Here is a 25500-nt window from a genome sequence, read left to right on the forward strand (position 1 = left end):
AACAACAGAATGAATGAGTCCACCTACCGAGACGGCCAAAGCGACACGCGCCCCTGGGGTACCTGGCGTGTCGTGGAGAGCGGTAAGACCTATACGCTGAAACACATTGAGGTGAACCCTGGCGAAAGGCTGTCACTGCAATACCATAATCATCGGTCGGAACACTGGGTGGTCGTCGCCGGCCGGGGTGCCGTGACGATCGGCGGCGACATCATCAATGTTGAGCGCGGCAGTCACGTCTACGTCCCGAAAGAGACGAAACACCGCATTGCAAACACGGGCGACAGACCTCTGCTATTCGTCGAGGTCCAGTTCGGTGATCGCTTGGAAGAGGACGATATTGTCCGTCTCGAAGACGACTACGCCCGCTGACCGGACCAGACCGTTAAAGGCCGGAGGCGAGTTCCTTATTCGCGATGATCAGCAACTCCCAGACATGAGGGAAGAAAGAACGCCAAACCTCGATGCGGAACTTGTCACTGGTGTCGCGGTAAAGTACGACCTGCGCAGAGTCGAAAAGCGTGCGCACGCCGCTACCCGGCGCAATGGCGTCGAGGTTTCGCGGACAGGCAACCGTAAGCAGTTCGGCGGCGCGATCCCCTGTGATCTCAATCGCGATTTCCCGGTCGCTGATATCTGTCAGACTGTGTGGCACATCGGAATAGATTCCCGCGAAGCTGGCTTCGATCGCCTGCCGATCCGTCTCCTCGGCCAGCAAAACCCATTCATCGGGGCCAAGACAAATTGCGGAGCGTGTGGCGCTTTCCGCCCACCCGCCAATGCGCTCGGGCAGATCCACACCAAACGCCGTCGATGCCGCAGCAAGACCGGCCGGATCGATCCGCAGATTGAAGCGCGTGGCTTCAGGTAGGATGGTCAGCTCGACCGGGCCGCTGTGTGCGGCTGTAATCGGTTCGAACTGGATCGGATTCTGAACGTTCATCTCTGGACTTCCGCATCAGGCCTTCAGGCGTTCGCCTTCGGGATCGTAAAAAACGGTTTCAGTGACCTTTGCCGACAGAACTCTGTCAGGCATGGGAATGTGAAGACTTTCGCCCATTCGGCTGCGGCCGCCTTCGACAACCGCCAGCGCAATCGTACGTCCGAGAGCTTCGCTCCAATAGGATGAGGTGACGTGACCAATCATCTTCATCGGTATCGGCTGTTTCGGGTCGGCAACGATCTGTGCGCCCTCCTCAAGCAACGTTTTCGGATCGTCGGTCAGGAGCCCAACAAGCTGTTTACGGCCTTCAGCGACCAGATCCGGACGCTTGAGTGAACGCATGCCGACGAAATCGGGTTTTTTCTTGCCCACGGCCCACCCGATGCCGGCGTCGTCAGGTGTCACCGTACCGTCGGTATCCTGTCCGACAATGATGTACCCCTTCTCCGCCCTCAGCACATGCATCGTTTCGGTTCCATAAGGGCAGACGTCATATTGCTGACCGGCCTCATAGAGCTTTTCCCACAGCTCGCGTCCGTAGCGGGCCGGCACATTGATTTCGAAACCGAGCTCGCCGGTGAAGCTGATACGGAACAGCCGCGCAGGAATGCCGGCGACCTTGCACTCGCTGACCGACATATGCGGAAAGGCTTCTTCGGACAGATCTTGGCCCTCGACGAAGGGCTCGATCAATTTGCGCGCGTTGGGGCCGTTCAAGGCAATGGTGGCCCATTGCTCTGTCGTCGAAGTCAGCCAGACCTTCAGATCAGGCCATTCGGTCTGTAGGTAGTCTTCCATCATATTCAAGACACGCGCCGCGCCACCCGTCGTCGTCGTGACGTGGAACTTGTCCTGTGACAGGCGCCCAATGACACCGTCGTCGCGAATGTAGCCATCCTCACCCAGAAGCAGACCATAGCGGCACCGACCCGCTGCAAGCTTCGTCCAGGGGTTGGTGTACATGCGGTTCATGAATTCGACCGCATCGGGACCGGAAACTTCGATTTTGCCAAGAGTCGAAGCGTCGAACATGCCGAGTGACTGACGCGTGGCCTTGCACTCACGGGCGACCGCCCTGTGCATGTCTTCGCCGGACAGCGGGAAGTACCACGCACGGCGCCAAAGCGAGACCGGCTCAAACGCGGCCTCGTTCTCCTCAGCCCAGCCATCGATAGGGGTCTTGCGGGTCAACTCAAAATGCGCGTCCTTGTGATACCCCGCGAAGGTGCCGAAGCTCGTCGGTGTATAGGGTGGACGGAAGGTGGTCAGGCCGACCTTTGGCGCTTCCTTGCCCACGGCGTCTGCGGCGATTGTCAGGCCGTTCATATTTGATAACTTGCCCTGATCGGTCGCCATGCCATTGGTCGTGTAGCGTTTGACATGCTCGATGGAGCGCATGCCCTCGCGCACGGCCAGACGTATGTCCTTGGCGGTCACATCGTTCTGGAAGTCGATAAACGCCTTGGCCTTTCCGGCATCACGGTCGCTCGGAAGCTCCTTATGCGTAACACCCCCGCCTGTGCGATCAGCCTCTACGGGATAGAGGCCGACTTCCGTCGCGTATCCCGCAGCTATAGCGGCTTCGCTCCCAGCGTTAGCGCCATCTTCAAGCGCCCGCGCGATACCCCAAAGACCACGACCCGCCCCCGCGATGTGGCAAGCCTCGGTCTTGTCACCAGGCAGAAAGACCTCGGCCTCACTATCCCAATTCAGCGAGCCTTTGGTATGGGAGAAAAGATGCAGCGACGGAGTCCAGCCACCGCACATCAACAGCGCGTCGCAATCGATCGTCCGGGACGCACCGACCTTGCCGTTCCTGACCGGATTGACAAGGACCGACTTGACCCGCAAACGCCCCGTGGTCGAGGACACCGTATGCCCCTTAAGGACCTCGATGCCTTTGTCGGCAGCCATCTGTGCAAATTCCGGCGCGATCTCATCACGCGTGTCCGCGATGGCCGCGACGGCAACACCGGCATCGGCAAGATCGAAGGCACAATACCAGGCACTGTCATGAGAAGTGACGATCACCGCCCGCTCGCCGACTTTGACTCCATAGCGGTTCAAGTAGGTCTGTGCCGCGCCGGCGAACATGACTCCGGGCCGGTCATTGCCGTCAAATACCAGAGGTCGCTCGATCGCGCCCTGGGCCAAAACGACCTGATTCGCCCGCACACGCCACATCCGTTCGCGCGGGGCATTCCCCGGCACCGCTGCCAGGTGGTCGGTCAGCTTCTGCGACAGCGCCACCATGTTTTGATGGTAATAGCCGATGGCCGTCGTGCGCGTCATCAGGCGGACATTGTTCATACCTTTGAGTTCGTCGAGCGTAGCAGACAACCAATCCCATGCGGACTGTCCCGCGATCTGGACCTGGTCCTCGGACAGCAACGTCCCGCCCATCTCCGTATGCTCGTCGACGATCACCACATCGGAACCGCTACGACCGGCAGTCAAAGCGGCGGCGAGACCTGCTGGCCCGGCGCCGACGATCAGCACATCGCAATGCAGATACCTGGACGCATAGGAGTCGGGATCGGGTTCGGACGGCGAGACTCCCAAACCGGCGGCAGCCCGGATCACGGGTTCATAGACCCTGTCCCAGAAGCTCTTCGGCCACATGAAGGTCTTGTAGTAGAAACCCGCCGAGAACAGCATGTAGAGCCGGTCGTTGACCGCGCCGATATCGAAGTTAAGAGACGGCCACTTGTTCTGACTCTCCGCTTTCAGCCCGTCGTAAATCTCCTGCACGGTGGCGCGTGTGTTGGGCTCGAAGCGGCCTTTGCCGCGCGAGGTGCCGATCAGGGCGTTTGGCTCCTCCGACCCGGCGGTTACCGGACCACGCGGGCGGTGATACTTGAAGGACCGCCCCATAAGATGAACGCCGTTGGCGAGCAGTGCGGAGGCAACGGTATCGCCTTCAACGCCGCCGTAGCTTTTGCCGTCGAAGCGAAAGCGGACGGCTGTATCGTGGTTCACGCGGCCCTTGCCGGGAATTCGAAAGGCGGTCACTTGCCCAACTCCTCAAGCTCGGCGTCGGACGGGCGCGGCGTGCCCGCCTTGTAAGTGGTCAGGAACTTGTCGCTGACGGTGTCCCGGACGGCATTGAAAAACCGCGCACAGCCATTGATGTGGCGCCAGCGTTCGAAGTGCGTGCCGCGCTTATTGTTGCGGATGAACAAAAAATCGCGCCACTCTTCGTCCGTCATCGCCGAGGGATCCTCGGGCCGGTCGATATGAGCTTCACCGGCATAAGCAAACTCAAGTTCCGGCAGCGTCTCGTCGCAATAAGGGCAATGGATCAACAACATCTGTCAGTCTCTCGGTCTAACGGTTAGTGCGCGACGGCGGCCGCGGCCGCTTCGTCAATCAGGCGGCCGGTCTGAAACCGCTCCAGCGTGAAGGGAGCATTGATCGGATGCGGCTCGTCGTGCGCCACGGTATGCGCCAACGTGTGCGCAGCCCCCGGGGTCGCCTTAAAGCCGCCGGTGCCCCAGCCACAGTTGACGTAAAGTCCTTTGACCGGCGTCTTGCCCAGGATGGCAGAACGATCCGGGGTCACATCCACGATTCCGCCCCATTTTCGCAGCATGCGCATGCGGCGGAACATCGGGAAGACCTCGCAGATGGCCGCGACGGTGTGCTCGATCAACGGCAGGCCCCCGCGCTGCGAGTAGGAGGTGTATTGATCGGTGCCGGAACCGATCACCAGTTCGCCTTTGTCCGACTGGCTGATGTAGGCGTGCACAGTGTTCGACATCACGACACAGGGCAGCACCGGCTTGACCGGCTCACTGACCAATGCCTGCAGAGGATAGCTTTCCAGCGGCAGCCGCACGTCTGCAGTTTCCATCACGACTGAGGTGTTGCCGGCGGCCGAGACGGCAATTTTTCCAGCTTTGATGAAGCCCTTGGTGGTCTCTACACCCTCAACCGCGCCATCCGTGCCGCGGCGGATCGCCAGCACCGGGCAATTCTGAATGATATCCACACCAAGGGCAGACGCCGCACGGGCATAGCCCCAGGCAACGGCATCGTGGCGCGCGGTCCCGGCGCGTTGCTGCAACGCGGCCCCCATGACCGGGTAGCGCGCATTGGACTCGATGTTGAGGGGTGGACAAAAGGCTTTTGCTTCTTCCGGAGTCAGCCAGCGATTGTCGACGCCGTTCAGGCGGTTCGCATGAATGTGCCGCTTGAAGCTCTGCACGTCATGGACATTGTGGGCCAGCATCATGACGCCACGCTGCGAGAACATGACGTTGTAGTTCAGTTCCTGACTCAGCCCTTCCCAAAGATCCACCGCGTGATCGAAGAGCCGCGCACTCTCGTCGTAAAGGTAGTTTGAGCGGATGATGGTGGTATTGCGCCCGGTATTGCCTCCGCCAAGCCAACCCTTCTCGATCACCGCAACGTTGGTGATGCCGAATTCCTTGGCCAGATAGTAGGCCGCACCCAGACCGTGCCCGCCAGCGCCAATGACGATGACGTCGTAGGCCTTCTTCGGCTGCGCATCCGGCCACTGCTCGCGCCAGTTCTTGTGCCCGGTCAGCGCGTTGCTGAGAAGCGACAATGCAGAAAAATGGGTCACCGTAGTTTCCTCGTAGAGAAGCTTTGGGCGAACCTGCCGGATCCGCGCTGATTTGCATGTTACATTTGCGCCTGAAGTGCGGTATAAATGCGACAGAACCTCCGGTAAATCGAAGTGAATTGAGGGACTCCCGGATGGCCCCATTGCCTCCCCCGGACTATCCGAACGCAAGGCTGTCGGTCGGTTTCATCCTGGCCAGGCGCTTTACGCTCAGCGCTTTTGCCAGCTTTATCGACGTTTTGAGGCTCTCCGCCGATGAGGGGGACGGCAGCCGGCCTATTCTCTGCCGCTGGCGCTTCATTTCGGCGACCATGAATCCGGTGACCTCCAGTTGCGGTATTTCGCTCCAGCCGGATGAGCGCTTGGGAGACCCGAAACGCTTCGACTACATCGTCGTCGTTGGTGGTTTGATTGATGAAATCGAGAACCTGAATCCCGAGTACACCAAGTTCCTCCATCGCGCCGCGGAGGCCGGTATTCCGCTGATCGGTCTTTGCACCGGCGCATTCATTCTTCACCGCGCAGGCTTGATGGACGGTCACCGCTGTTGTGTCAGCTGGTTCCATCGCGACGATTTCCTTGAGCAATTCGACGGACTGGAGCCGGTGTCGGATCAGATCTTCGTCGTGGACAGGGATCGAATCACCTGTTCCGGCGGCACCAGCTCGGCACATTTGGCAGCGCACTTGGTGGAGAAGCACGTTGGGGTCACGCAAGCGCGAAAAAGCCTGCACATCATGATCATCGACGACGCCATGGCCGGGGAAAAAACCCAACCGGGCATTCCACTCGAACTCACAACTTCCGACGATCTGGTAAAACGCGTCCTTCTTTTCATGCAACAGCACATGGATGATCCGCCGAGCATCGGTGAAATCTGTCAGAAGCTGGAGGTGGGCCGGCGAAAGCTGGAACGGCGTTTCCAGACAGCCCTGGGCCTCTCCCCAGCCGAGGCGGACAAGCTGATCAGAATTGAACACGCCAAACTGCTGATGCGCTCAACCGGACGTTCGGTTTCCCAGGTCGCCGCGGAAACCGGCTTCTGTGACGCGTCTCATTTCATCAAGGTCTTCAAGGACCGAAATGGCATGACACCGGAAGCCTATCGCGTGGAAACTTGACCTCCCTCCCCAAAAAAAGAAGAGCCGCCACACGACTGTGACGGCCCCTCAAATTCACAAATTCACTGCGCGTGGAATCAGGCCTTGATGCTTTCCAACTCCATGACCGCTTCCTCACTGTCCCGCCACTGGGCTTTTTCTTCGTCCGTCGCTCTTGGAGAGAAAACGCCCAAAGTTGCATAGATGACCCCGAGAACCGGTGACAGCCAGCAGGCGAATGCCAGCGGTATGTAAAGCAGGTTCTCGAAGTCACCATTCCCGACACCGAGTGCCAGAGCACTGATGACAAAGGCACCGCCGGCGTTCCAGGGGATCAAGGGTGAGATAAGCGTCCCCCCCTCCTCGACCGCGCGCGACAGGTTCAACGTCGAATAGCCCATCCCGCGATAGAGAGGCGCGTACATGCGGCCCGGCAGAGCGATCGACAAGTAGGGATCGCCGGCAACCACGTTGGTGGCGATCGAAGTTGCTGTCGCCGAGGCCTGGATACCGGCAAAGGACTTCACCCGGCTGATAATGACGGCGATGATCGCTTGCAGGCAGCCGGTGCGCTCCAACGCGCCGCCCAGCCCAAGGGCCAGCAACACGAGAGAGATCGTCCACATCATCGACTGGATTCCGCCGCGGTTAAGCAGACTGTCGATTTCAGAGATACCCGAGTCGATCTTGTAGCCCGAATTGGCATAGGCAAAAACGTCGTGGAGGCCTGCACCTTGGACAAACATCGCCATCGCGCCCCCGGCAAGAGCGCCGGCAAACAAGGAGGGGATCGGTGGCTGTTTCGACACGGCAAGCACGATCACGAGCAGCGCCGGTAAAAGCATCCAGGGCGAGATGATGAAATTGGCCTGAAGTGCAGAGGTGATCGAATCGATGCGTTCGAACGACGATTGTTCTGCATCAATCAGAGTAAAGCCAACCACGGTGTAGATCGCGAGAGCGATCAACATCGCCGGAACGGTCGTCGGCATCATGTTACGAATGTGATCGAACAGGTTTGTGCCCGTTACTGCGGGGGCAAGGTTGGTGGTATCGGACAGGGGTGAAATCTTGTCACCGAAGAAAGCACCGGAAACAACGGCGCCCGCCGTCCAATAGACCGGAATACCAAAACCTGCACCGATCCCCATTAATGCCAACCCCACAGTCCCAACGGTCCCCCAGGACGTGCCGAGAGAAACGGAAACGACCGAGCAGAGAATCATCGCGGCAGCGAGGAAAATTTCCGGCGAGAGAACGGTCAGGCCATAGTAGATCAGAGTTGGAACGGTTCCGCTTGCGATCCAGACACCAATAATCATGCCGACCGTTATCAAGATGGACACCGAAGGCAGAGAGACGTTGATGACGTGAAAAACGCCCTGTTCGATGTTTGCCCACCTATGCCCAAGAGTCAGTCCGACCACGCCGGTGATCGCAATGCCAATCGCCAAGGGAATATGCGGCGTGAAGTCACCGAAGTAGAACAGCTGCACGCCTAGGACGACGAGTGTCAGGATGATGGGAACCAGCGCCAACGCAAATGACGGCAGCCTCGTTCCTTCTTTTACTGTTAATTCGGCGGAATAATTATCTAGGTTCGCCATGTTTCCTCCCCTTCGCTGCGATGTTTGGATTTACGATGGCGTCGTGTGGCTCACGCAAGCACCAAAGTGCGCGGAGTTCTGCCAGACATCGGTGTCAACGAAATAGGATGTAAGCGTCGTCTCTGTTGGACCTTTGCGTCATAAACGCGGCACAGAGCTTTCCCGCCTCGCATCGATGCCACGAAGAAGAGCAGGCACCGGACCGGCGCTCGACGCACCGTGGAGAGACAGAGATTTGGCAATAATTTCTGATACTTCCGGCGACGCTCCGATGGGCCCGATAAGGTGACCTGGGAATGACGCAGCTGCCAACGCATTCGGCAGATCAACTTTCACATGACCTGCCTGACCGGCAAAGAAAGGCAGGCATACGGCAGGTCCGGGAATCCGAGCAGCCTCCTCGACGAATGGCTCCTGTTCAAGAAAGCCAACACGGACCTCACGAAACAAATTCTGCGTGGAAAGACTTTGGACAACCTGCCGCGCAATCTGGCCGGGCCGCGGATCGGAACGCGCGCCGTGCGCGGCTAGAAGGACGGTTGTTTTGTCGGCCGCGGAACCAAAGGCTTTCACTGCGCGTTTGATCTTCGTGATGCAGAGCATCGTCAGCCGGGGATCGAGCCCAAGCGGCGGCAAAACCTCAAACGACCCCGGCCAATCCTGACGCATTCGTCTCGGTAGCGCCTGGCTGACAAACCAGCCATCAGACATGAAAAGCGGATAGACCAGTGCCCGTGCCGACGGCAATTCTTCCAGCGTCCGTTTCAATGCTCCTCGTGCCGAAAGTGTCGCGCCTCGCACTGTCCAGCCAGGAAGCCGGCGGGCCACCCGCTCAGCCAATGCACCAACAGCCGCCTCCGGCGCGTCAGGTGCCGAGGGCGAGCCATGTGCAACAATCACTGCCGCGCGAGAATCAGTGAGAGGTGCCGTCGGAGAAGGTGATCTTGTTCCAGACATTGTACTTTCCCGAAGGCTTGCGCATGGGCAGCCGTTTAACCTCTTTTAGAGTCTTTGCGTCGTAGACGATCACCGCCCCCTCTTGTTCCCAAACGCTGACCAGCGCGTGCCGGCCGTTGCGGTCAAATTCGACATGGGCGACCGTTGCATCCGGCACCGGACGCAGGGTCTTGACGATCTCAAGACTCTCCTTGTCGATGACGTGCATGGCATCACGGTTCGGCCCAAAGAAAACATCGGCCCAGACAAAATCCGTATTCTCATGGCTGCGCAGAAAGAAACCCGGCCCCAGGGTTTCCAGGGTTTTGACAAGCTGCCAGCTATCAGTATCGATCACAGACAGCCGGGCTTCCTTGAGATGCGGGGTCGCCATCACGCGCCGCCCCCCGCTGAACCAGGAGATGCCTGAACCCAGGTGCGGCAGGCCCGGCAACGGCAGTTCGGCGATTTCCCGCCCGACGTTGAGGTTGACCACGACACCGCGGGCGCCGTCCCGGGCAGCGCCGATCAAGTGGCGGTAGTCAGGGGTGAAGAAGAAGTCGTCGATCGGCTCACCGGTTTCGATGCGGCGCAGGGCAAAGAGACCTTCTGATGACGGCAGCGCCTCAACCATGCCCTTCTCGTGACTGTGCACGTAGCCTTCGAATACCGGATCCGCTCCAGGGTCGGTGGCGATTTCCCAGATCTCCGGCGCATCCTTGAGTGCCAGGATAAAGCTATCGCGCTGCGGTGCCTGATAGACCGCAGAGACTCGTGACAGCGTGCCGTCCTTGGCTCGCACGTCGAACACCCGCTCTACAGAGAGATCCGCCGTTGATAAAATGGTCAGGCTGCGTGGCAGGTAGTTGGCCACTGCGAGGTGCTTGCCGTCTTTCGAGATCGCGATGTTACGGCTGTTTAACCCGGCGCGGATCCGCCCGACCTCGGTTAAACTCCAGAGATCATACTTCTGCACCCAGCCGTCTCGGGACATGATGAAAACAAAGCGGCCTTCGGGTGTGAACTTCGGCCCGCCATGAACAGCAAACGGCGTGGCGAAGCGGTCCATCACGTCGAAGCGGTCGCCGTCAAGGACGGAAACATGATGATCGCCGGTCTCAACAACCAAGAAGAGGTTCAGAGGATCTGCTTCGAAAACCGGCTCGGACGCGGGCGAGTAATCGGCATTTCGCTCAAGGCTCTCCGTAATCTGTTCTGCACCCCAGTCAGGAATCTCCTTCAGCGGGACCTTCACAAAAGCTGCCAGCGCTGCGATCTCTTCCGCTTTCAGGACTTCGCTGAAAGCCGGCATTTGGGTGATCACACGTCCGTTGGTAATCACTTCCGACAGTTTGGGACCGCGCATGCGTTTCAGGGTTTCGGGAATCAAAGCCGGCCCTGTACCTCCCAACCGGTCCGCACCGTGACATGCGGCGCAGTGCTCGGCATAGAGCGCCTCGGGGTTTGCCGAGGCCTCCCACGCCAAACCCAGGAAACAGCTAAAGAAAGCGATGAATCGGATCACGGCTTTTCCCCCGGAAGGGTGTCACGGTTAGACGATCGGTCTCTGCAACGCCGATCTCCTCGTCACTCATGTAACAGGCTGGGTCTTCGGCCCAGGGGTCGCCGGTCAGTTGCAAAGCACGGATCCGGGTGTTGCCGCCGCAGACGCTCTGATAGCTGCAGGCGCCGCAGCGCCCCTTGAGCGGGCGCGGTCGGCGGCGTAACTGGGCCAACATGGGATCGTCGCCAGCCCAGAGTTGCGAGAAGGGCTGTTCCTTCACACTGCCGATCGTGTAGTCCGACCAGTAGGTGTCCGGATGCACCTTTCCTTGCGGGTCGATGTTGGCCACACCGACGCCGGATGAGTTTCCGCCCCAGGCTTCGAGATGATCTTTCAAATGGGCAATCTGTTCAGAGGTAAAGCGCTCTTCTGCCCATTGCAGAAAATAGACCGCGTCAGCATCATTGTTGCCGGTAACGATGTCGAGCGGCCGCCCCTCGTCGGCGGCATGCCAGGCACGGTCGATCAACAGGTCCATGGCGGCACGTGTGTGCGACCAGCTGGCGTCTGCACCCCGGTGCTTGTCGCCGCGCCCGGCATAGACCAAATGCGAGAGATAGAACTTATCCACCCCTTCTGCCTCGGCGAGCGCTAAAAGATCAGGGAGCTGGCCCGCGTTCTGTTCGGTAATGGTAAAACGCAGACCAACCTTCACGCCGCGCGCCTTGCAGGCCCGAACGCCCGCAAGTGCCGCGTCAAAGGCACCATCTTTGCCTCGAAACCAGTCGTTGGTTGCGCCGATGCCATCGATGCTGATCCCGACGTAGTCGAAACCGATATCGGCAACACGTTCAGCCGTTTCGCCCTGGATGACCGTACCGTTGGTCGAGAGGGCGAGATACAGCTTCATCTGCCGCGCCCGTTCGGCGATCTCGAACAGATCCATGCGCATCAGCGGCTCACCGCCCGACAGGATCAAAGCTGGGATATCGAATTTCCCCAGATCCTCCAAGACAGCCATCGCCTGATCATTGGAGAGCTCTCCAGGAAAGGCGTGATCCGATGAAACGGTATAGCAATGCCGACACTGCAGATTGCAGCGGCGCGTCAGATTCCAGATGACCACAGGTTTCACGGCACTGCGCCGGTGCCGCACCGGTGTCGGCGATACAAGCTGGCGCATGTAGTGCGACAGTCGAAACATCAGCCGTCTCCCTTCGAGGTGCTGTTGCGTGCCAGTCTCAGGCCGGTCTTTTTCAGGATGCGGGTGGAATAGAGGACATCATTGCCGCGGCAGGCAGGCCCCAGAAGCCGTGCGATGACCGCCCTCTTTTCCTCGACTTCCGAGGGGTCCGACCCATGAACCATGGCAAAGAGGTTGTACGGCCAGAGCGGCAAGGCGCGCGGGCGCAGATAGCAGTGCGAGACAAAGCCAAGTTGACCGATATTGGTGCCCAGCGCACTTGCCTCTGCATCCTCCACATCCCAGACCGTCATCCCGTTCGCAGGCATACCCAGCGCGTAGTGATTGGGTGCCACCCCGACCCGGCGCACAACGCCACGCATCTGAAGCGCCGTCAGGCGATCAATGACCTCGGCCTCATCAAGGCCGAGACGGGTCGCGATTTCTCCATAAGGCTCGGCAACGAAGGGCAATCCCGACTGTGTCGCCTCGACGATCTTACGATCAATTGTGTCCAGGCTCATGCGACCATCCTAAATCCGATATAAAACTCTTCGAGTTTGGGAAAACGCAGAACGGAGAGTCCGCTTGCCTGTTCGATCGCACGCGCCGCTGCATCAATCCCCTCAGGCGTCTCCGTCGCCAGCACGAACCACATGTTCAATCGGTGTGCACGTTCGTAGTTATGGGCGACTTCGGGGCGCGCGTTGACCTGCGCCGTCACTGCTTCGAAGCGCACACTTGGAACTTCCATCGCGCAGAGACAAAAGGCGCCGCCCATGGCTGCTGCGTCGAAAAAGGGTCCAAAACGTGTAATGACGCCAGCCTTGCGAAGACGCGCGAGGCGCTCAATCAATTCATATTCATCCAAATCCAACGCAGCAGCAGCCTCGGCGTAGGGCCGGGTGCAAATAGGAAAGCCCTCCTGCAATGCATTGATGATCCGCCGGTCGGTATCATCTGGCTTGTGATCCGGAGATTTCACGCCGCGGCTCCCTTATCACGTAACACTCTCGCACCGGTCTGTTTGAAACAGCGAACACTGAACAACACCTGGTGCGGTACCGAACGAAGGCCGACTTCGTCACAGGCCCGGTCGAGCACGGCCATAGCCTCCGGGCGGCTGCGCGCGTGGATCATGCAGTAGAGACTGAAGGGCCAGGTATTTGGAACTGGTCTGCGTTGATAACAAAGCGTAATGCCAGGCACCGCGGTCAGTGCAGGTCCGACATGCGCAACCTGTTCTTCCGGCAGCTCCCAAACCACCATGGCATTGGAACTCCACCCAAGCGCCCGATGACGCACAATCACACCGATCCTGGACAAAACGCCTGCCGCGGCGAGGGCGCGGATACGTGCCAGTATCTCACCTTCAGTTCTATCAAGTACCTTGCCTACCGCGGCAAAGGGTTGGGCTACGAGATCCAGACCGTTCGACAAGACCTGCATGATTTCTCGGTCACCATGAGTCAGCGCTGCGCTATCAATTCTATCTGGTAATGGCGGAAGGCGGCCTGAACCGTCGAGGGCGAAACCAAGGTTGATGTTGAACGGGCGCACGAGCGGAAGATCGAGCACTTCCAGGCCAGTGGCCTTGCGAACGTTATTGAGGATCGCATCCACGTACGCCCGGTCCGGCCCTGTCGCCACGAACCAGATGTTCCAATGATGCTCACGCAAATAGGAATGATTGACCCCCGGTTCTGCCCCGATCATCGCGGCGACCTGTTCAATCCGATCCTCGGGCACTGCAATCGCGGCAAGGGTGCTGGCGCCAACGGTATTCGGGCGGCAGGTTGCGCCTATCCGGCTGATTGCGCCTGCAGCAGACAGCTTTCGCAAGCGGTCGAGAACATCCGCCTCTGAGATTTCAAGTTGCCCTGCAATCTCGGCAAAGGGTTGCGGAATCAGGGGAAAGTCGTTCTGCCAGCGATCGAGCAGTTGATGGTTGAGGGACTCAAGATGAATATTCATGCCTCACAGTCCCGTTCGGTGCGCACGTGCGGTGAAGAAGATACCCGAAGGACTCTCGGCCGAAATCTCACCGAGTTTCTTGAAACTGGCCGTATCGTAGACATCTATACGCCCGGCATCGCGAACCGAGACCCAAACTTCATGGCCGCGCGGCGTGAACTCCATATGCAGAACCGCTGGGCCGGGCTTGAGACTTTTAATGACTTCCCCTGATTGCGTATCAATGATTTGGACGGTGTCGTTAAGAGGGTGTGCGAAATTCACCCAGACTTGACGCCCGTCAGGTCGGGCCACCGCAAAGACCGGTTGCCCGTAGGTATTGGTTCGCCCAACTTCCTCCAGAGAGCGTGCGTCGATCCAAAGAACCTCTTTGCGTCCGACGGCGGGCAGAACAAATCGTTCGCCCGCTAATGCCCAACCTTCCAGATGCGGCATCTTATATACGGGAAGTGCTTTTTCACCTTTTCCGTAGCCTTGCAAGATGCGCCGTGGCATCGGTGACGACTCCCAAAGGTCGAGAGCCGTCAGGCCGTCCTCTCCAAAAAGCCCCGCGATGTAACGCCGGCCATCGGCCGTAATTAGAGCGTCATAAGGGTTTTTGCCGATGTTTTTTATCCGGGTGATTTCGGGTTCGTCCCCTGTGGAGAAATCGGCGATCCAGGTTTCCCCTTCATCCCAGAGTGTGAAGACAAAGCGCTTTCCAGGCGCATCAACCAAACCAATCGTCTTCGAGCCGGTGGGAATGTCGGCAATGAGGTCCATAGTTTCGACGTCAAATACCCGCACGCCACCCGGTTCATAATTCGAAACTGCGACCAGTCGTCCATCGTCTGAAATGGCACCACCAATCGCGTTTCCCGACTGCACCACACGCCCGACAAGAGATTGGGTCAGGAGGTCAATCTTGCTCAGGCCGCCGTCGCGTCCGAATACAAACGCAAAGCGCTGATCCGGCGAAAAAACCACCGATGCATGGGAGAGGTCGCCGAGCCCTTCAATCCGACCGATCCTTGCGCGTTCGGACTGATCGACGATCAAGAGAGAACCGCTTGCCCGCTCAATCACAACGCCCAGATCCCCAGTCGCACGCAAAGAGTCGGCCTTCGCTGGCGCCAAGCCAGCAGCTAGAATTAGGAGCAGAAAGAGAGAGAAGACTCTTGTCATTCGGCGTTTCCTTTAAGTAAGAACTCCGCAATCCACCGCGCTTCCGGTTCGCTGAGTAATGGTCGCCACGGCGGCATCGCCGTTCCGGGCACACCATCAAGCACAATGTCGGTCAATACTTCTGCAGACCTGCCGGCCAGTGTCTCGGCGCGGAGATCGGGACCGAGACCGCCCTTCAAGGTCAGTCCGTGACAGGATCCGCAATCCTGCAGTACAAGCCGTTCCAGCTCGGATGCACGCTCCGGCGTGAGGTCGCCCGCCACAGCCGGTGCGGTCATCATTAGAATAAGAATGGCCGTTTTAGGCATTGACCGCCTCTCGAAGCGGTCCATAGGAAAACACAGACATGACCTCGGCTGGGCAGGACCGATAGAGCGAAACCACAGAGCCGATCACAAACAGCATCGGGCCTTCAAGTCGTGCCGCGGCAATCTCCACGGCGATCGTTTCCAAGCGGGAAAAAATCCGCGACTCTCTGGGCGTTGTCGCATTTGCGATAGCCATCACTGGCAATGACGTGGGCAAGCCCTGTTCCAGTAACTTTGTTGCGATTTCACGGATGTTTGCCGCCCCCATGTAAACCACCAGCGTGGTTTGAGGATCTGCGAGTCCGGCCCAATCCAGATCGAGCGGAGAATCGCCACGGCAATGCCCGGTAACGTAACGTACGCCGGTGGCCAGACCGCGATGAGTCAGAGGCACTCCGGTAACCGCCGCAGCCCCTTGTGCCGCGGTAATACCGGGAATGATCTCGACCGGAATGCCGGCGGCGTGAAGCGCTGCAGCTTCCTCAGATCCGCGGCCGAAAATAGAGGGGTCGCCTCCCTTTAGGCGGACGACTGTCTGTCCCGCTTGCGCCAGCTCGACAAGGATTTCATTGATTCGTTCCTGCGGCACGGGATGGGACTTGGGCGCCTTACCGACGGGGATGGCGTGCGCCGACGTAGGGATCAAAGCCAGAATTTCATCGGAAACCAAACGGTCGTACACTACGGCATGGGCCAGTCCCATCGTACGAACCGCTTTCAGAGTCAGTAACTCAGGATCGCCCGGACCTGCACCGACCAGATAAACCCGCCCTTGATTCTTCATTGCGCCCTCCCTGACAGCCGTCAGACGGAAGGGTGACCGAAGCCACCCTTCCATTAACCGATCAGTAAACGTCTTGACGTGTGTTGAAGACGTTGAACTTGCCGGTTGGTGTGACCAGACGCGGGTCCTTGATCACGTGCTTGAGTTCAAGCGTCTTGTCATCGACGACGACGAGTGCCGATTCGAGATCGCGGCCGTTCCATACAGAGAACCAGATCTCGTTCCCTTCCTTATTGAACTCACCTTGAACGACACGCGGCTGACCTTCGGCGATGCCGGCCCACTCAACGATCGGAAGGACCTTGTATTCAGGCTCTTCCTGGTCGAGTTCATCGACCTTGAAGACCGCAACCGAAGCGGAAATCTCGGCGTCCGGATTCAAGGGCGCATCGACGTAGAGGTGATTCGAGGTCGGATGGGATTTCACGAACAGCGACCCGCCACCGAGGGCAAAGAGCTGTTGAACCATCTTCCAGGCATTATCCGGATGTCCTTCCGGATCGGTTCCAATCAAGGCGACCGTCTCGTCACCCAGATGAGAGGTTGCCCAAACCGGCCCGTAAACCGGATGATTGAGGTTCGCGCCACGTCCCGGATGCGGCGTCTCACCCTCACTTTCGACCAGAGCCGTCAGCGCGCCTTCCTTGGTGTCGATCACCGCGATCTTGCCGCGTGCGTTTGCCGCCGTCAGGAAGTAACGTTTACTCGAATCGAGCCCGCCATCGTGAAGGAAGCGTTCCGCCTCGATTTCCGTGACCTTCAGGTTTTTGATGTCGGAATAGTCAACCAGCAGAATTTTGCCGGTTTCCTTTACGTTCACAATGAACTCGGGCCGATAGTGCGAAGCAATAATCGCTGCCACCCGGGGCTCCGGATGATACTCTTGGGTGTCGTAAATCATGCCGCGGGTGGAAACGACTTTTTTGGGCTCCAGCGTATCGCCATCCATGATCACGTACTGCGGCGGCCAGTAGCTGCCGGCGATCGCATACTTGTCTTCCCAACCCTTCATTTTAGAAGTTTCGACCGAACGCGCCTCGGCACCGACTTTGATCTGAGCGACCGTAGCAGGCTCTTCCATCCAAAGATCGATCATGTTGATCAGGGCATCGCGGCCGATTACGAAGAGATAACGTCCTGACGCCGAGATACGCGAGATATGCACCGCGTAGCCGGTTTCAATGATCGAATGAATTTCATAGCTTTTACCGTCGATCAAAGCGATCTGGCCGGCATCCCGCAACGTCACCGAGAAAAGGTTATCGATGTCGATATCGTTCATCTTCTTGGTGGGTCGGTCCTCGGGCTTTACCAGAACCTTCCAGGTCTCGAGCATCTGCGGCATGCCGAACTCAGGCGGAGCCGGAGGCTCGATCAGCAGATAGCGCGCCATGAGATCGATCTGATCTTCATTCAACTCACCCGAGGTGCCCCAGTTCGGCATACCACCCGGTGAGCCGTATTTGATGAAGTCGTGCAGGTATTCGTAGCCGTTCTCACGCGTGATATCGGTGGTTAAGGGTTTACCCGTGGCCCCCTTGCGCAGAACGCCGTGGCAGCCCGCACAACGTTCGAAGTACATTTTGTTGGCGGACTGAAACTCGGATGGCGTGATCACAGGGTCGCCAGGCTTGCGTCCCGGAATCTCCACATTGATCTGGCCGAGGGTGGTCATACTTGGCTGGTATGCCGATGCCGGGGTGTCTCCGTGCCCTTTAGGTTTTTCCTGAGCCGAAATCCCGGTCGCGGTAACCGCCATCGGAAGCGCGACACTGGCGAGGAGTGCGAACCTCCGGATTTCGCGAAAGCTATTCATGCCGGTTTTCTCCGTTGCGCTGGTGAGGCGATTTGGAGCTTGCCCAGTGCAGCCGCAAGCCGCCTTGACTTTCGTTAAGGCAATCCGGCCGGCGCAGCGACAGTGTCTGGACGAACAAAAAATATCGGAGTGTCAGATGCAGCGCCCTCTGGTCCGGCTGTCTCTTTTCCTTACGCTCCTCGCAGCCGCGTCCTTCTCATTCGGGTCTAAGGCCGTTGCGCTTGGCGGGCTGTTGGGTGAGGACACCATCTCGGTGACGGCGCCTGACGCGGCGCAGGCTGCCCAGCTCTTCGACAGCACGGCGCCGCTGCGGCTGTTGCGCGAGGAAGATGCCATACCCGGCTGGTCGGTCACGTCGTCCAGCGGTCCGGTTGGTTACATCGCCTCAACCTGGGAGATTGCACGTTCAGTCGGATACTCCGGCCGCCCGATCGATATCCTGGTCGGGGTCACTGCAGACGGCCGGATCGCAGGTGCGGAGTTGGTGCGTCACAACGAACCGATTCTGACACTGGGCATTTCAACCGGAGACATCGCCCGTTACGTCGACGCCTTTTCCGGTGTCGATCTAACCGCGAGTCAAAGCACAGATTTTGATACTCGCGTTGATCTTCCGGACATTATTTCGAGAGCAACCGTCTCCACGGGTGTTATCAGGGACGCGATCCTGCGCACCGCACGCACCGTCGCCCTGCAACGCGGTTTTGTTGGTGGAAACGGCACAGCGATCGACCGCGTCAACTTTAAAGAACAATCCTGGAAGGCACTGCAAGCAAGCGGTGCCCTATCTCATACCAGGGTCACGCTGGACGAAGCCCGCGCAACATTAGCGACCGCCAAGGTTCCCCTGCCGGAAGGCGAGGCCGCCTTCCTCGATCTGTGGATCACGATCCTGGACCCTCCGAGCATCGGGCGCAGTCTTCTGGGACAACGCCCCTTTACACGGACAATGGCCGCAATCCCACCTGGCGATGCCGCACTCTTCATCGCGTCTCGTGGCCTGCATTCCCATAGAGGCACGGCCTGGCGCCGTTCCAGTATCTTCGAACGCGTTCAGGTTATCCAGGGCAACGATGTCATTCCACTGCGCGCGGACGGCTACCTACGGCTTGACCGTTTGGAGACCGAAGGCGCACCGAACTTCAAGGAGCTCAGCGTCTTCTCCCTGCCCGCCGACCGGTTCGATCCAACTCGTCCCTTCAGGATCGAAGTCACAGCCAGCCGCAAGACCACCGACGGCGGCGAAGTCGAGATGCGAATTCCACTGGACTATCAATTACCCGCACGTTTTCTGCTCAAAAGCGCAGTCTTGCCGGAAAGCGAACCGCTGTGGGTGTCCGCTTGGCAGCGCAAGCGCTTCCAGGTCGCCGGGGTGGTTCTGATGTTGGCTACGCTGGCCGCAATCCTGTTCTTTCAATCCGCCTTCGTACGCCGCCCCGCCCTCTGGCGATGGGGGCGGATCAGCTTTCTCACGGTCACCTTAGTGTGGCTTGGATGGATTGCCGGGGGACAGCTCTCGGTCGTTCAGGTTGTTGCCTTTCTTCATTCGCTTTTAACCGGGTTCCGCTGGGAAACCTTTTTGATCGAACCGGTGATCTTCATTCTCTGGGGCTTCGTCGCGCTCGGTCTGCTGTTCTGGGGGCGCGGCGTTTACTGCGGGTGGCTCTGTCCCTTCGGTGCATTGCAGGAGCTCACAAACGAAATTGCCCAGCGCCTGCAAGTGCCGCAGATCGAAGTACCCTTTGTCGTGCAGGAACGGCTCTGGGCAATCAAGTACACGCTCTTCGTCGCTATCCTCGGTCTCTCATTTTATTCAATGGAGCAGGCCCTGATTGTCGCCGAGGTCGAGCCCTTCAAGACCGCCATGTCCATGCGGTTCCTCCGCGCCTGGCCGTTCGTGCTGTTCGTAGTTGTCCTTCTGACGGCCGGCCTCTTTATCGAACGCTTCTACTGCCGCTATCTCTGCCCGCTTGGGGCGGCACTGGCGATACCTGCCAAGCTGAAACTCTTCGACTGGCTGCGGCGCCGTTCGCAGTGTGGCAGGGAGTGCCGACTCTGCGAGCATAAATGCACTGTCGGCGCGATCGACCCGATCGGACGGATCAATCCGAATGAATGCGTTCTCTGCTTGCGTTGTCAGATGATCTATCACGACCCCAAGAGCTGCACGATCCTGAAGCGGCGCGCCGCGCGGACCTCACGCACAACATCTCCTGAAAGCCCTGTATGATCACGGTTCTGCGTACGCTCTTCGGCGAAGGTTTTCGTGTTTTCTTTCTCTCCGCCGGTCTTTTCGCCGTCATCTCGATCGGACTCTGGTTGGGCTGGCTGGGTATTCATGCGGCGGGCGGCATGGTCACTGCCATGCCTTTCGCTGCCGCACCGCATCTTTGGCATGCCCATGAAATGATCTTCGGTTACGCAGGTGCGGCGCTCGGCGGCTTTTTCCTAACCGCCGTGCCCAACTGGACTGGCGCAAAGGCGGCACGGCACCTTTTCATTCTCACCGCATCAGGCCTTTGGTTCGCAGGCCGCCTCGCGATCTGGTGGTCCGGGAGTCTCGATCCTTTCGTCGTCGCTATGGTCGATCTCTCCTTCCTACCTCTGCTCGCCAGCAAAATCGCGACCCAGTTGATCCGGCGCCCGAAACCGCAGAACCTGTTGTTTCTTTTGCTGCTCGCGATCGTCTGGAGCGGCAACCTGATGATCCATCTGGAATGGATCGGCCTGCTCGATGACAGTGTCTGGCCGGGCTTGCGCCTGGGATTGCTGGGCACGACCGCCATGATCACGGTGATCGGCGGCCGCGTTACCCCTGCCTTCACGCGCAATGCCATGACCAAAGCGGGGATTGAAACCGGGTTACCACGCGCGCACCGGATTGCGGATTTTACCGGGATCGTTACCGCAATCCTGTTGCCGCTGCTGCTTGCCTTTGACGCGCCTGACACCGTCGTTGCCGTATCCGCTCTTCTTGCCGGACTTGCACAGGCCATACGCCTGGCTGGATGGCGCAGCAGTTGGGCTCTTACCCGGCCAATACTCTGGAGCCTCCACTTGGGTTTCGCCATGCTCGCCGCCGGTTACATCGCGTTGGGTCTGGCCTACCTCGATCTCTTCAGCGAAGTCGCGGCATTGCATCTACTCGGTATTGGCGCAGTCGGCGGGATGACGCTCGCGGTCATGAGCCGAGCTATCCTCGGTCATGCCGGAATGCCGCTGATTTCGCCGCGCCCAATCACCCTCGCCTATGGACTGATCGCGGCTGCGGCCATTCTGCGCGCCGCTGGATCTCTCGGCGGGCTCGCCTGGTATAACGCCGCGCTGTTGATATCAGGAGCCCTCTGGATCGCGGCCTTCACCCTCTTCATTGCGGTCTTTCTGCCAATCATAATCGAACCGCGCGCCTAAGGCGAAAAACAAGTCTGTCGAGCTCTTGACGCAAGTCAAGGCATGTTGAGACATAAACAGACAGAGTGCGGGCGTTTTAATGGAGAAAGCTCCATGCGTTTGCGTGCCTGTCTGATTGCTGTTCTTTCCTTCGCGGCATTATTGCTTGCGGAGTCTGCCGGCGCGACGGCGGCGGGACAGGCAGAGGTCTCTCGTTTCCTCCCGACGTTGGAGCCCGATACGCTGCTGCCCGGCGCAACGGCGTTCGGCACCCTGCGCAATGACGTGCCGGTCGTTCCGATCCTGAAGGATGGTGACACTGCCGGTTGGGCGTTCCTGACTTCAGATTTTGTCGGCACGACCGGCTATTCGGGCAAGCCCATCCATGTGGTCGTCGCGGTATCGCCGGACGCCGTGGTCACCGGCGTACGGCTGGTCGAGCACTCTGAGCCAATTGTGCTCATCGGCATTCCCGAAGCCAAAGTTCAGCGTCTGACCGAAAGTTACGCAGGGTTGGACCTGAAAGCCGAAGCCGCTGCCGGCGGATCAGCCCACGATCTCGACATTATCTCGGGTGCGACCGTCACCATCATGGTGATCGACGATTCAATCGTGCGGTCCGGACTCAAGGTGGCCCGCGCACTCGGTCTCGGCGGCCTCGCGCCGGAAGTGACCGGCCCGCGGCGCACGGTCGACACTGATCTGCTGGAACTCCAAGACTGGACAACGCTTGAGGGTGACGGCTCGATCCGCTCGCTGACATTGGATGTCGGACAGATCAATGCAGCCTTCGTAGCATCAGGTGACGAACGGGCAATCTCCAGGCCGGAAAAAGCGCCGGAAACCGATAGTTTCATTAGTATGAAGGCGGCCCTTGTCAGCGTACCTTCGATCGGTCGCAGTCTCTTAGGCGATGCGGAATACTCCAATCTCACAAAGTGGTTGAATGACGGCGAGCAAGCCATTCTGATCGCGGCGCACGGCCGTTACTCCTTTAAGGGGTTCGGATATGTCCGTGGAGGAATCTTCGATCGAATTCAGCTCATTCAGGGTGACAATTCCGTCCGCTTTTTCGACCGCCAACACCGTCGCCTGGGCGCCATCGCCGCCGCCGGCGCACCCAGCTTCACAGAACTCGATCTCTTCAAAATTCCAGCCGAGTCGGAATTCGATCCAGCGGCCCCCTGGCGCCTGCAGCTTTTGGCCCAACGAGCAATTGGGCCGGTCGAAAAGAGCTTCCTGACCTTCGATCTCAGCTACCGCCTGCCGGAAAAGTATCTCGTCCCCCTCGCTCCCGTAACCCTCGAGGCACCCGAAGAGGAAGCCGCCGCGAAAGCGGCACTGTGGCAGCGTATCTGGCGTGACCGGCAAATCGAGATCGTAGGGCTGGCGCTCATGTTGCTGGTTCTGACCGCCGTGTTCTTCTTTCAATTGCAGGCAACACGCAACGAGCGAACGCTCTTCTGGTTCCGCATGGGTTACCTGACGGTGACCCTCGTCTTCCTCGGTTGGTACGCGAATGCGCAGCTTTCGGTGGTCAACCTCATGGCCTTGGCAGGTGCGCTGAAAGCCGGCTTTACCTGGGACGCTTTTCTGCTCGACCCCATGATCTTCATTCTGTGGTTCTCGGTCGCAGCCTCATTGGTTTTTTGGGGGCGTGGTGCCTACTGTGGCTGGCTTTGTCCTTTCGGCGCGTTGCAGGAGCTGTCCAACCGGATCGGGCGCCTGTTCAAGATTCCCCAGTGGGAAGTGCCGTGGGGTCTGCACGAGCGTCTTTGGCCGATCAAATACGTCATCTTCCTCGGGCTGTTCGGTGTATCCCTTGCCTCGATCCCGCTGGCTGAGACCTACGCTGAGGTCGAGCCCTTTAAGACCGCGATCATCTTAAAGTTTGCCCGTGAATGGCCCTTCGTGATCTTTGCCGTCGGCCTACTGGTGGTCGGGCTTTTCGTCGAACGCTTTTACTGCCGTTATCTCTGCCCGCTCGGCGCTGCCCTCGCGATTCCGGCCAGGGTCCGCATGTTCGACTGGCTGAAGCGTTATCACGACTGCGGGAACCCCTGTAAAACCTGTGCCAATGAGTGTCCCGTGCAGGCGATCCATCCGACCGGCGAGATCAATCCGAACGAATGCGTCAACTGCCTGCATTGCCAGGTTCTCTATCAGTCCGGGACCAAGTGTCCGGTCGTCATCAAGAAACTGAAACGTCACGCGACAATGGTCGCGCGCAACAAAGAGAGTGCCGCAGCGCTGGACCGCGCCTTCGGCTCTCCTGTTCCGAAGAAGGAGGGAACCAATGTCTGATACAACGAAATCCTGGTCCATCAATCGGCGTCATCTGCTTGGCGCCAGCGCAGGAGGCGCCCTGTTGGCCGCGGCCGGCAGCAGTGCCATGGTGGCAAATAGCGGCCCGGCCCGCGCGGCGGGCGGTAAGTTCGCGCTCGCACCCGGCGAGCTCGATGAATACTACGGCTTCTGGTCCTCTGGTCAGAGCGGCGAGCTGCGTATCCTCGGTGTTCCCTCCATGCGCGAATTCATGCGCGTTCCGGTCTTTAACCGCTGCTCTGCGACCGGTTGGGGCCAAACCAACGAGTCCCTCAAGGTTTTGACCGAAGGGCTTCTGCCCGAGAGCAAGGCCTTTTTGAAGGCACAGGGGAAGGTCACCTACGACAATGGCGACCTGCACCATCCGCACATGTCCTTCACCGACGGGACCTACGACGGGCGTTTCATTTTTGCCAACGACAAGGCAAACACGCGGGTCGCCCGCATCCGCTGCGACGTCATGAAATGTGACAAGATCATCGAGATCCCGAATGCCAAAGACATCCACGGCCTGCGGCCGCAAAAGTTCCCGCGCACGGGTTACGTCTTTGCCAACGGAGAGCATGAAGCCCCGCTGATCAACGACGGTATGATCCTCGACAAGCCCGAAGAGTACGTGAACATCTTTTCCGCCATTGACGGCGATGAGATGAAGGTCGCCTGGCAGGTGATCGTCAGTGGTAATCTCGACAACTGCGATTCCGACTATCAGGGCAAATACGCTTTCTCGACCAGCTACAATTCGGAAATGGGTATGAACCTTGCCGAGATGACGGCGAGCGAGACCGACCACACAGTGATCTTCAACATCAAGCGCATCGAAGAAGGCGTCGCCGCAGGCGATTTCCAGATGTTGAACGGTGTCCCGGTGCTCGACGGGCGCAAGGGTTCGAAGTACACCCGATACGTCCCGATCCCGAACAGCCCGCACGGCTGCAACGCGGCCCCTGACAAAAAGCATGTTGTGATCAACGGCAAGCTTTCGCCGACTGTCTCGGTCATCGATGTCACCAAAGTCGACGCCTTGTTCGAAAACGACGCCGACCCCCGCTCCTGTATCGTCGCCGAACCGCAACTGGGTCTTGGCCCTCTGCACACGGCCTTCGACGGGCAGGGTAACGCCTTTACGACTCTGTTCCTCGACAGCCAGGTGGCCAAGTGGAACATCGAAAAGGCCATCCAGGCCTATGCGGGAGACGATGTCGATCCGATCATCTCCAAGGTCGATGTCCACTATCAGCCGGGCCATAACTCCACGTCCATGGGCGAGACTGCCGAAGCCGATGGCAAGTGGCTGATTTCGATGAACAAGTTCTCAAAGGACCGCTTTCTAAACGTTGGCCCCCTGAAGCCCGAGAACGAGCAGTTGATCGATATCTCAGGCGATGAGATGAAGGTAGTACACGATGGCCCGACCTTCGCCGAACCTCACGACAGCATCATCGTCCACCGCTCTAAGGTGAACCCGGCGATCGTCTGGAACCGGGACGACCCGGTGTTTGAAGACGCCCGCAAGCAAGCCGAGGCCGACGGCATCGATCTGGAAGAGGGTGCTGAGGAACCGATCCGTGACGGAAACAAAGTGCGGGTCTACATGACTTCAGTTGCGCCCAACTTCAGCCTGGAGAAGTTCACAGTCAAGCAAGGCGACGAGGTCACGGTCTACGTCACCAACCTGGACGACATCGACGATCTGACCCACGGCTTCTGCCTCTCCAACTTCGGGGTTGCGATGGAGGTTGCTCCACAGGCAACCGCATCGGTCACCTTCGTCGCCGAACGTCCCGGTGTGCATTGGTATTACTGCCAATGGTTCTGCCACGCCCTGCACATGGAAATGCGCGGACGCATGCTCGTGGAACCACGGGGAGTCTGACC

At 58.9% G+C, this 25500-nt stretch carries 21 protein-coding genes; 6 read left to right on the top strand and 15 right to left on the bottom strand.

Features of this window, described 5'->3' with window-relative positions; translation table 11 throughout:
• Nucleotides 1-9: 9 nt before the first annotated feature.
• A complete protein-coding gene (locus QMZ18_RS34140; protein ID WP_282610924.1) occupies nucleotides 10-372 on the top strand; it encodes a phosphomannose isomerase type II C-terminal cupin domain in 363 nt (120 codons plus the stop codon).
• Between the two features lie 13 nt (nucleotides 373-385).
• On the opposite strand, the gene QMZ18_RS34145 is transcribed toward QMZ18_RS34140, so the two are convergent.
• The 4 genes from QMZ18_RS34145 to QMZ18_RS34160 are packed head-to-tail and all read right to left on the bottom strand — an operon-like array spanning nucleotide 386 to nucleotide 5531.
• Nucleotides 386-943: a sarcosine oxidase subunit gamma gene (locus QMZ18_RS34145; RefSeq protein WP_282610925.1), complete on the bottom strand. Its 558-nt coding sequence runs from the start codon at nucleotides 941-943 to the stop codon at nucleotides 386-388.
• Between the two features lie 15 nt (nucleotides 944-958).
• Entirely contained in the window at nucleotides 959-3955 is a 2997-nt protein-coding gene (locus tag QMZ18_RS34150; RefSeq protein ID WP_282610926.1) for a sarcosine oxidase subunit alpha, read from the bottom strand.
• Nucleotides 3952-4254, bottom strand: coding sequence for a sarcosine oxidase subunit delta (locus QMZ18_RS34155; RefSeq protein WP_282610927.1), 303 nt, complete (start codon nucleotides 4252-4254; stop codon nucleotides 3952-3954). The genes QMZ18_RS34150 and QMZ18_RS34155 overlap by 4 nt, the downstream gene beginning before the upstream one ends.
• Nucleotides 4255-4277: 23 nt before the next feature.
• Nucleotides 4278-5531 carry a sarcosine oxidase subunit beta family protein gene (locus tag QMZ18_RS34160; RefSeq protein WP_282610928.1) on the bottom strand — a complete coding sequence of 418 codons (1254 nt, stop codon included), beginning with the start codon at nucleotides 5529-5531 and terminating at the stop codon, nucleotides 4278-4280.
• 134 nt (nucleotides 5532-5665) lie between these two features.
• Between QMZ18_RS34160 and QMZ18_RS34165 the strand changes: the two genes are divergently transcribed.
• The gene (locus tag QMZ18_RS34165) at nucleotides 5666-6652 is read left to right on the top strand and encodes a GlxA family transcriptional regulator (RefSeq protein WP_282610929.1); all 987 of its coding nucleotides are present in this window, start codon (nucleotides 5666-5668) and stop codon (nucleotides 6650-6652) included.
• Between the two features lie 77 nt (nucleotides 6653-6729).
• Here QMZ18_RS34165 and nhaC read toward each other — a convergent pair whose 3' ends face one another.
• The 11 genes from nhaC to QMZ18_RS34220 all read right to left on the bottom strand — a co-directional run bounded on the left by nhaC (nucleotide 6730) and on the right by QMZ18_RS34220 (nucleotide 17907).
• The gene (gene nhaC, locus QMZ18_RS34170; RefSeq protein WP_282610930.1) at nucleotides 6730-8238 is read right to left on the bottom strand and encodes a Na+/H+ antiporter NhaC; all 1509 of its coding nucleotides are present in this window, start codon (nucleotides 8236-8238) and stop codon (nucleotides 6730-6732) included.
• A 138-nt stretch (nucleotides 8239-8376) separates the two neighbouring features.
• Nucleotides 8377-9195: a CbiX/SirB N-terminal domain-containing protein gene (locus tag QMZ18_RS34175; protein WP_282610931.1), complete on the bottom strand. Its 819-nt coding sequence runs from the start codon at nucleotides 9193-9195 to the stop codon at nucleotides 8377-8379.
• Entirely contained in the window at nucleotides 9152-10699 is a 1548-nt protein-coding gene (locus QMZ18_RS34180; RefSeq protein WP_282610932.1) for a nitrite reductase, read from the bottom strand. The genes QMZ18_RS34175 and QMZ18_RS34180 overlap by 44 nt, the downstream gene beginning before the upstream one ends.
• On the bottom strand, nucleotides 10674-11882 hold the full coding sequence (gene nirJ, locus QMZ18_RS34185; RefSeq protein ID WP_282610933.1) for a heme d1 biosynthesis radical SAM protein NirJ: 1209 nt from the start codon (nucleotides 11880-11882) through the stop codon (nucleotides 10674-10676). The genes QMZ18_RS34180 and nirJ overlap by 26 nt, the downstream gene beginning before the upstream one ends.
• Entirely contained in the window at nucleotides 11882-12385 is a 504-nt protein-coding gene (locus QMZ18_RS34190; RefSeq protein ID WP_282610934.1) for an AsnC family transcriptional regulator, read from the bottom strand. The genes nirJ and QMZ18_RS34190 overlap by 1 nt, the downstream gene beginning before the upstream one ends.
• Nucleotides 12382-12846, bottom strand: coding sequence for an Lrp/AsnC family transcriptional regulator (locus QMZ18_RS34195; RefSeq protein ID WP_282610935.1), 465 nt, complete (start codon nucleotides 12844-12846; stop codon nucleotides 12382-12384). Before QMZ18_RS34195 ends, QMZ18_RS34190 begins: the two co-directional genes overlap by 4 nt.
• Nucleotides 12843-13835: an Lrp/AsnC family transcriptional regulator gene (locus tag QMZ18_RS34200; RefSeq protein WP_282610936.1), complete on the bottom strand. Its 993-nt coding sequence runs from the start codon at nucleotides 13833-13835 to the stop codon at nucleotides 12843-12845. The genes QMZ18_RS34195 and QMZ18_RS34200 overlap by 4 nt, the downstream gene beginning before the upstream one ends.
• A gap of 3 nt (nucleotides 13836-13838) precedes the next feature.
• On the bottom strand, nucleotides 13839-14999 hold the full coding sequence (locus QMZ18_RS34205) for a cytochrome D1 domain-containing protein (protein WP_282610937.1): 1161 nt from the start codon (nucleotides 14997-14999) through the stop codon (nucleotides 13839-13841).
• Complete coding sequence (locus tag QMZ18_RS34210; protein ID WP_282610938.1) at nucleotides 14996-15307, bottom strand: cytochrome c; 312 nt, start codon at nucleotides 15305-15307, stop codon at nucleotides 14996-14998. The genes QMZ18_RS34205 and QMZ18_RS34210 overlap by 4 nt, the downstream gene beginning before the upstream one ends.
• Entirely contained in the window at nucleotides 15300-16091 is a 792-nt protein-coding gene (cobA, locus tag QMZ18_RS34215; protein WP_282610939.1) for a uroporphyrinogen-III C-methyltransferase, read from the bottom strand. The genes QMZ18_RS34210 and cobA overlap by 8 nt, the downstream gene beginning before the upstream one ends.
• Before the next feature lie 61 nt (nucleotides 16092-16152).
• Nucleotides 16153-17907 (bottom strand): nitrite reductase, encoded by a 1755-nt coding sequence (locus tag QMZ18_RS34220; protein WP_282610940.1) that lies wholly within the window; start codon nucleotides 17905-17907, stop codon nucleotides 16153-16155.
• Between the two features lie 136 nt (nucleotides 17908-18043).
• On the opposite strand from QMZ18_RS34220, the gene QMZ18_RS34225 reads away from it, so the two are divergent.
• From QMZ18_RS34225 to nosZ, 4 genes are all read left to right on the top strand, one after another.
• Nucleotides 18044-20137: a NosR/NirI family protein gene (locus QMZ18_RS34225; RefSeq protein WP_282610941.1), complete on the top strand. Its 2094-nt coding sequence runs from the start codon at nucleotides 18044-18046 to the stop codon at nucleotides 20135-20137.
• Nucleotides 20134-21318, top strand: coding sequence for an NnrS family protein (locus tag QMZ18_RS34230; protein WP_282610942.1), 1185 nt, complete (start codon nucleotides 20134-20136; stop codon nucleotides 21316-21318). The genes QMZ18_RS34225 and QMZ18_RS34230 overlap by 4 nt, the downstream gene beginning before the upstream one ends.
• A 93-nt stretch (nucleotides 21319-21411) precedes the next feature.
• The gene (locus QMZ18_RS34235) at nucleotides 21412-23601 is read left to right on the top strand and encodes a NosR/NirI family protein (RefSeq protein ID WP_282610943.1); all 2190 of its coding nucleotides are present in this window, start codon (nucleotides 21412-21414) and stop codon (nucleotides 23599-23601) included.
• The gene (gene nosZ, locus QMZ18_RS34240) at nucleotides 23594-25498 is read left to right on the top strand and encodes a TAT-dependent nitrous-oxide reductase (protein ID WP_282610944.1); all 1905 of its coding nucleotides are present in this window, start codon (nucleotides 23594-23596) and stop codon (nucleotides 25496-25498) included. Before QMZ18_RS34235 ends, nosZ begins: the two co-directional genes overlap by 8 nt.
• Nucleotides 25499-25500: the final 2 nt, after the last annotated feature.

Origin of the sequence: Pelagibius sp. Alg239-R121, assembly GCF_947331435.1 — a bacterium.
GTDB lineage: Bacteria > Pseudomonadota > Alphaproteobacteria > Kiloniellales > Kiloniellaceae > Denitrobaculum.

Coding starts and splice junctions, on each gene's coding strand:
- QMZ18_RS34140 (WP_282610924.1), top strand. CDS start 10: ATGAATGAGTCCACCTACCGAGACGGCCAAAGCGACACGCGCCCCTGG.
- QMZ18_RS34145 (WP_282610925.1), bottom strand. CDS start 943: ATGAACGTTCAGAATCCGATCCAGTTCGAACCGATTACAGCCGCACAC.
- QMZ18_RS34155 (WP_282610927.1), bottom strand. CDS start 4,254: ATGTTGTTGATCCATTGCCCTTATTGCGACGAGACGCTGCCGGAACTT.
- QMZ18_RS34165 (WP_282610929.1), top strand. CDS start 5,666: ATGGCCCCATTGCCTCCCCCGGACTATCCGAACGCAAGGCTGTCGGTC.
- nhaC (WP_282610930.1), bottom strand. CDS start 8,238: ATGGCGAACCTAGATAATTATTCCGCCGAATTAACAGTAAAAGAAGGA.
- QMZ18_RS34175 (WP_282610931.1), bottom strand. CDS start 9,195: ATGTCTGGAACAAGATCACCTTCTCCGACGGCACCTCTCACTGATTCT.
- nirJ (WP_282610933.1), bottom strand. CDS start 11,882: ATGTTTCGACTGTCGCACTACATGCGCCAGCTTGTATCGCCGACACCG.
- QMZ18_RS34190 (WP_282610934.1), bottom strand. CDS start 12,385: ATGAGCCTGGACACAATTGATCGTAAGATCGTCGAGGCGACACAGTCG.
- QMZ18_RS34200 (WP_282610936.1), bottom strand. CDS start 13,835: ATGAATATTCATCTTGAGTCCCTCAACCATCAACTGCTCGATCGCTGG.
- QMZ18_RS34205 (WP_282610937.1), bottom strand. CDS start 14,999: ATGACAAGAGTCTTCTCTCTCTTTCTGCTCCTAATTCTAGCTGCTGGC.
- QMZ18_RS34210 (WP_282610938.1), bottom strand. CDS start 15,307: ATGCCTAAAACGGCCATTCTTATTCTAATGATGACCGCACCGGCTGTG.
- cobA (WP_282610939.1), bottom strand. CDS start 16,091: ATGAAGAATCAAGGGCGGGTTTATCTGGTCGGTGCAGGTCCGGGCGAT.
- QMZ18_RS34220 (WP_282610940.1), bottom strand. CDS start 17,907: ATGAATAGCTTTCGCGAAATCCGGAGGTTCGCACTCCTCGCCAGTGTC.
- QMZ18_RS34225 (WP_282610941.1), top strand. CDS start 18,044: ATGCAGCGCCCTCTGGTCCGGCTGTCTCTTTTCCTTACGCTCCTCGCA.
- QMZ18_RS34230 (WP_282610942.1), top strand. CDS start 20,134: ATGATCACGGTTCTGCGTACGCTCTTCGGCGAAGGTTTTCGTGTTTTC.
- QMZ18_RS34235 (WP_282610943.1), top strand. CDS start 21,412: ATGCGTTTGCGTGCCTGTCTGATTGCTGTTCTTTCCTTCGCGGCATTA.
- nosZ (WP_282610944.1), top strand. CDS start 23,594: ATGTCTGATACAACGAAATCCTGGTCCATCAATCGGCGTCATCTGCTT.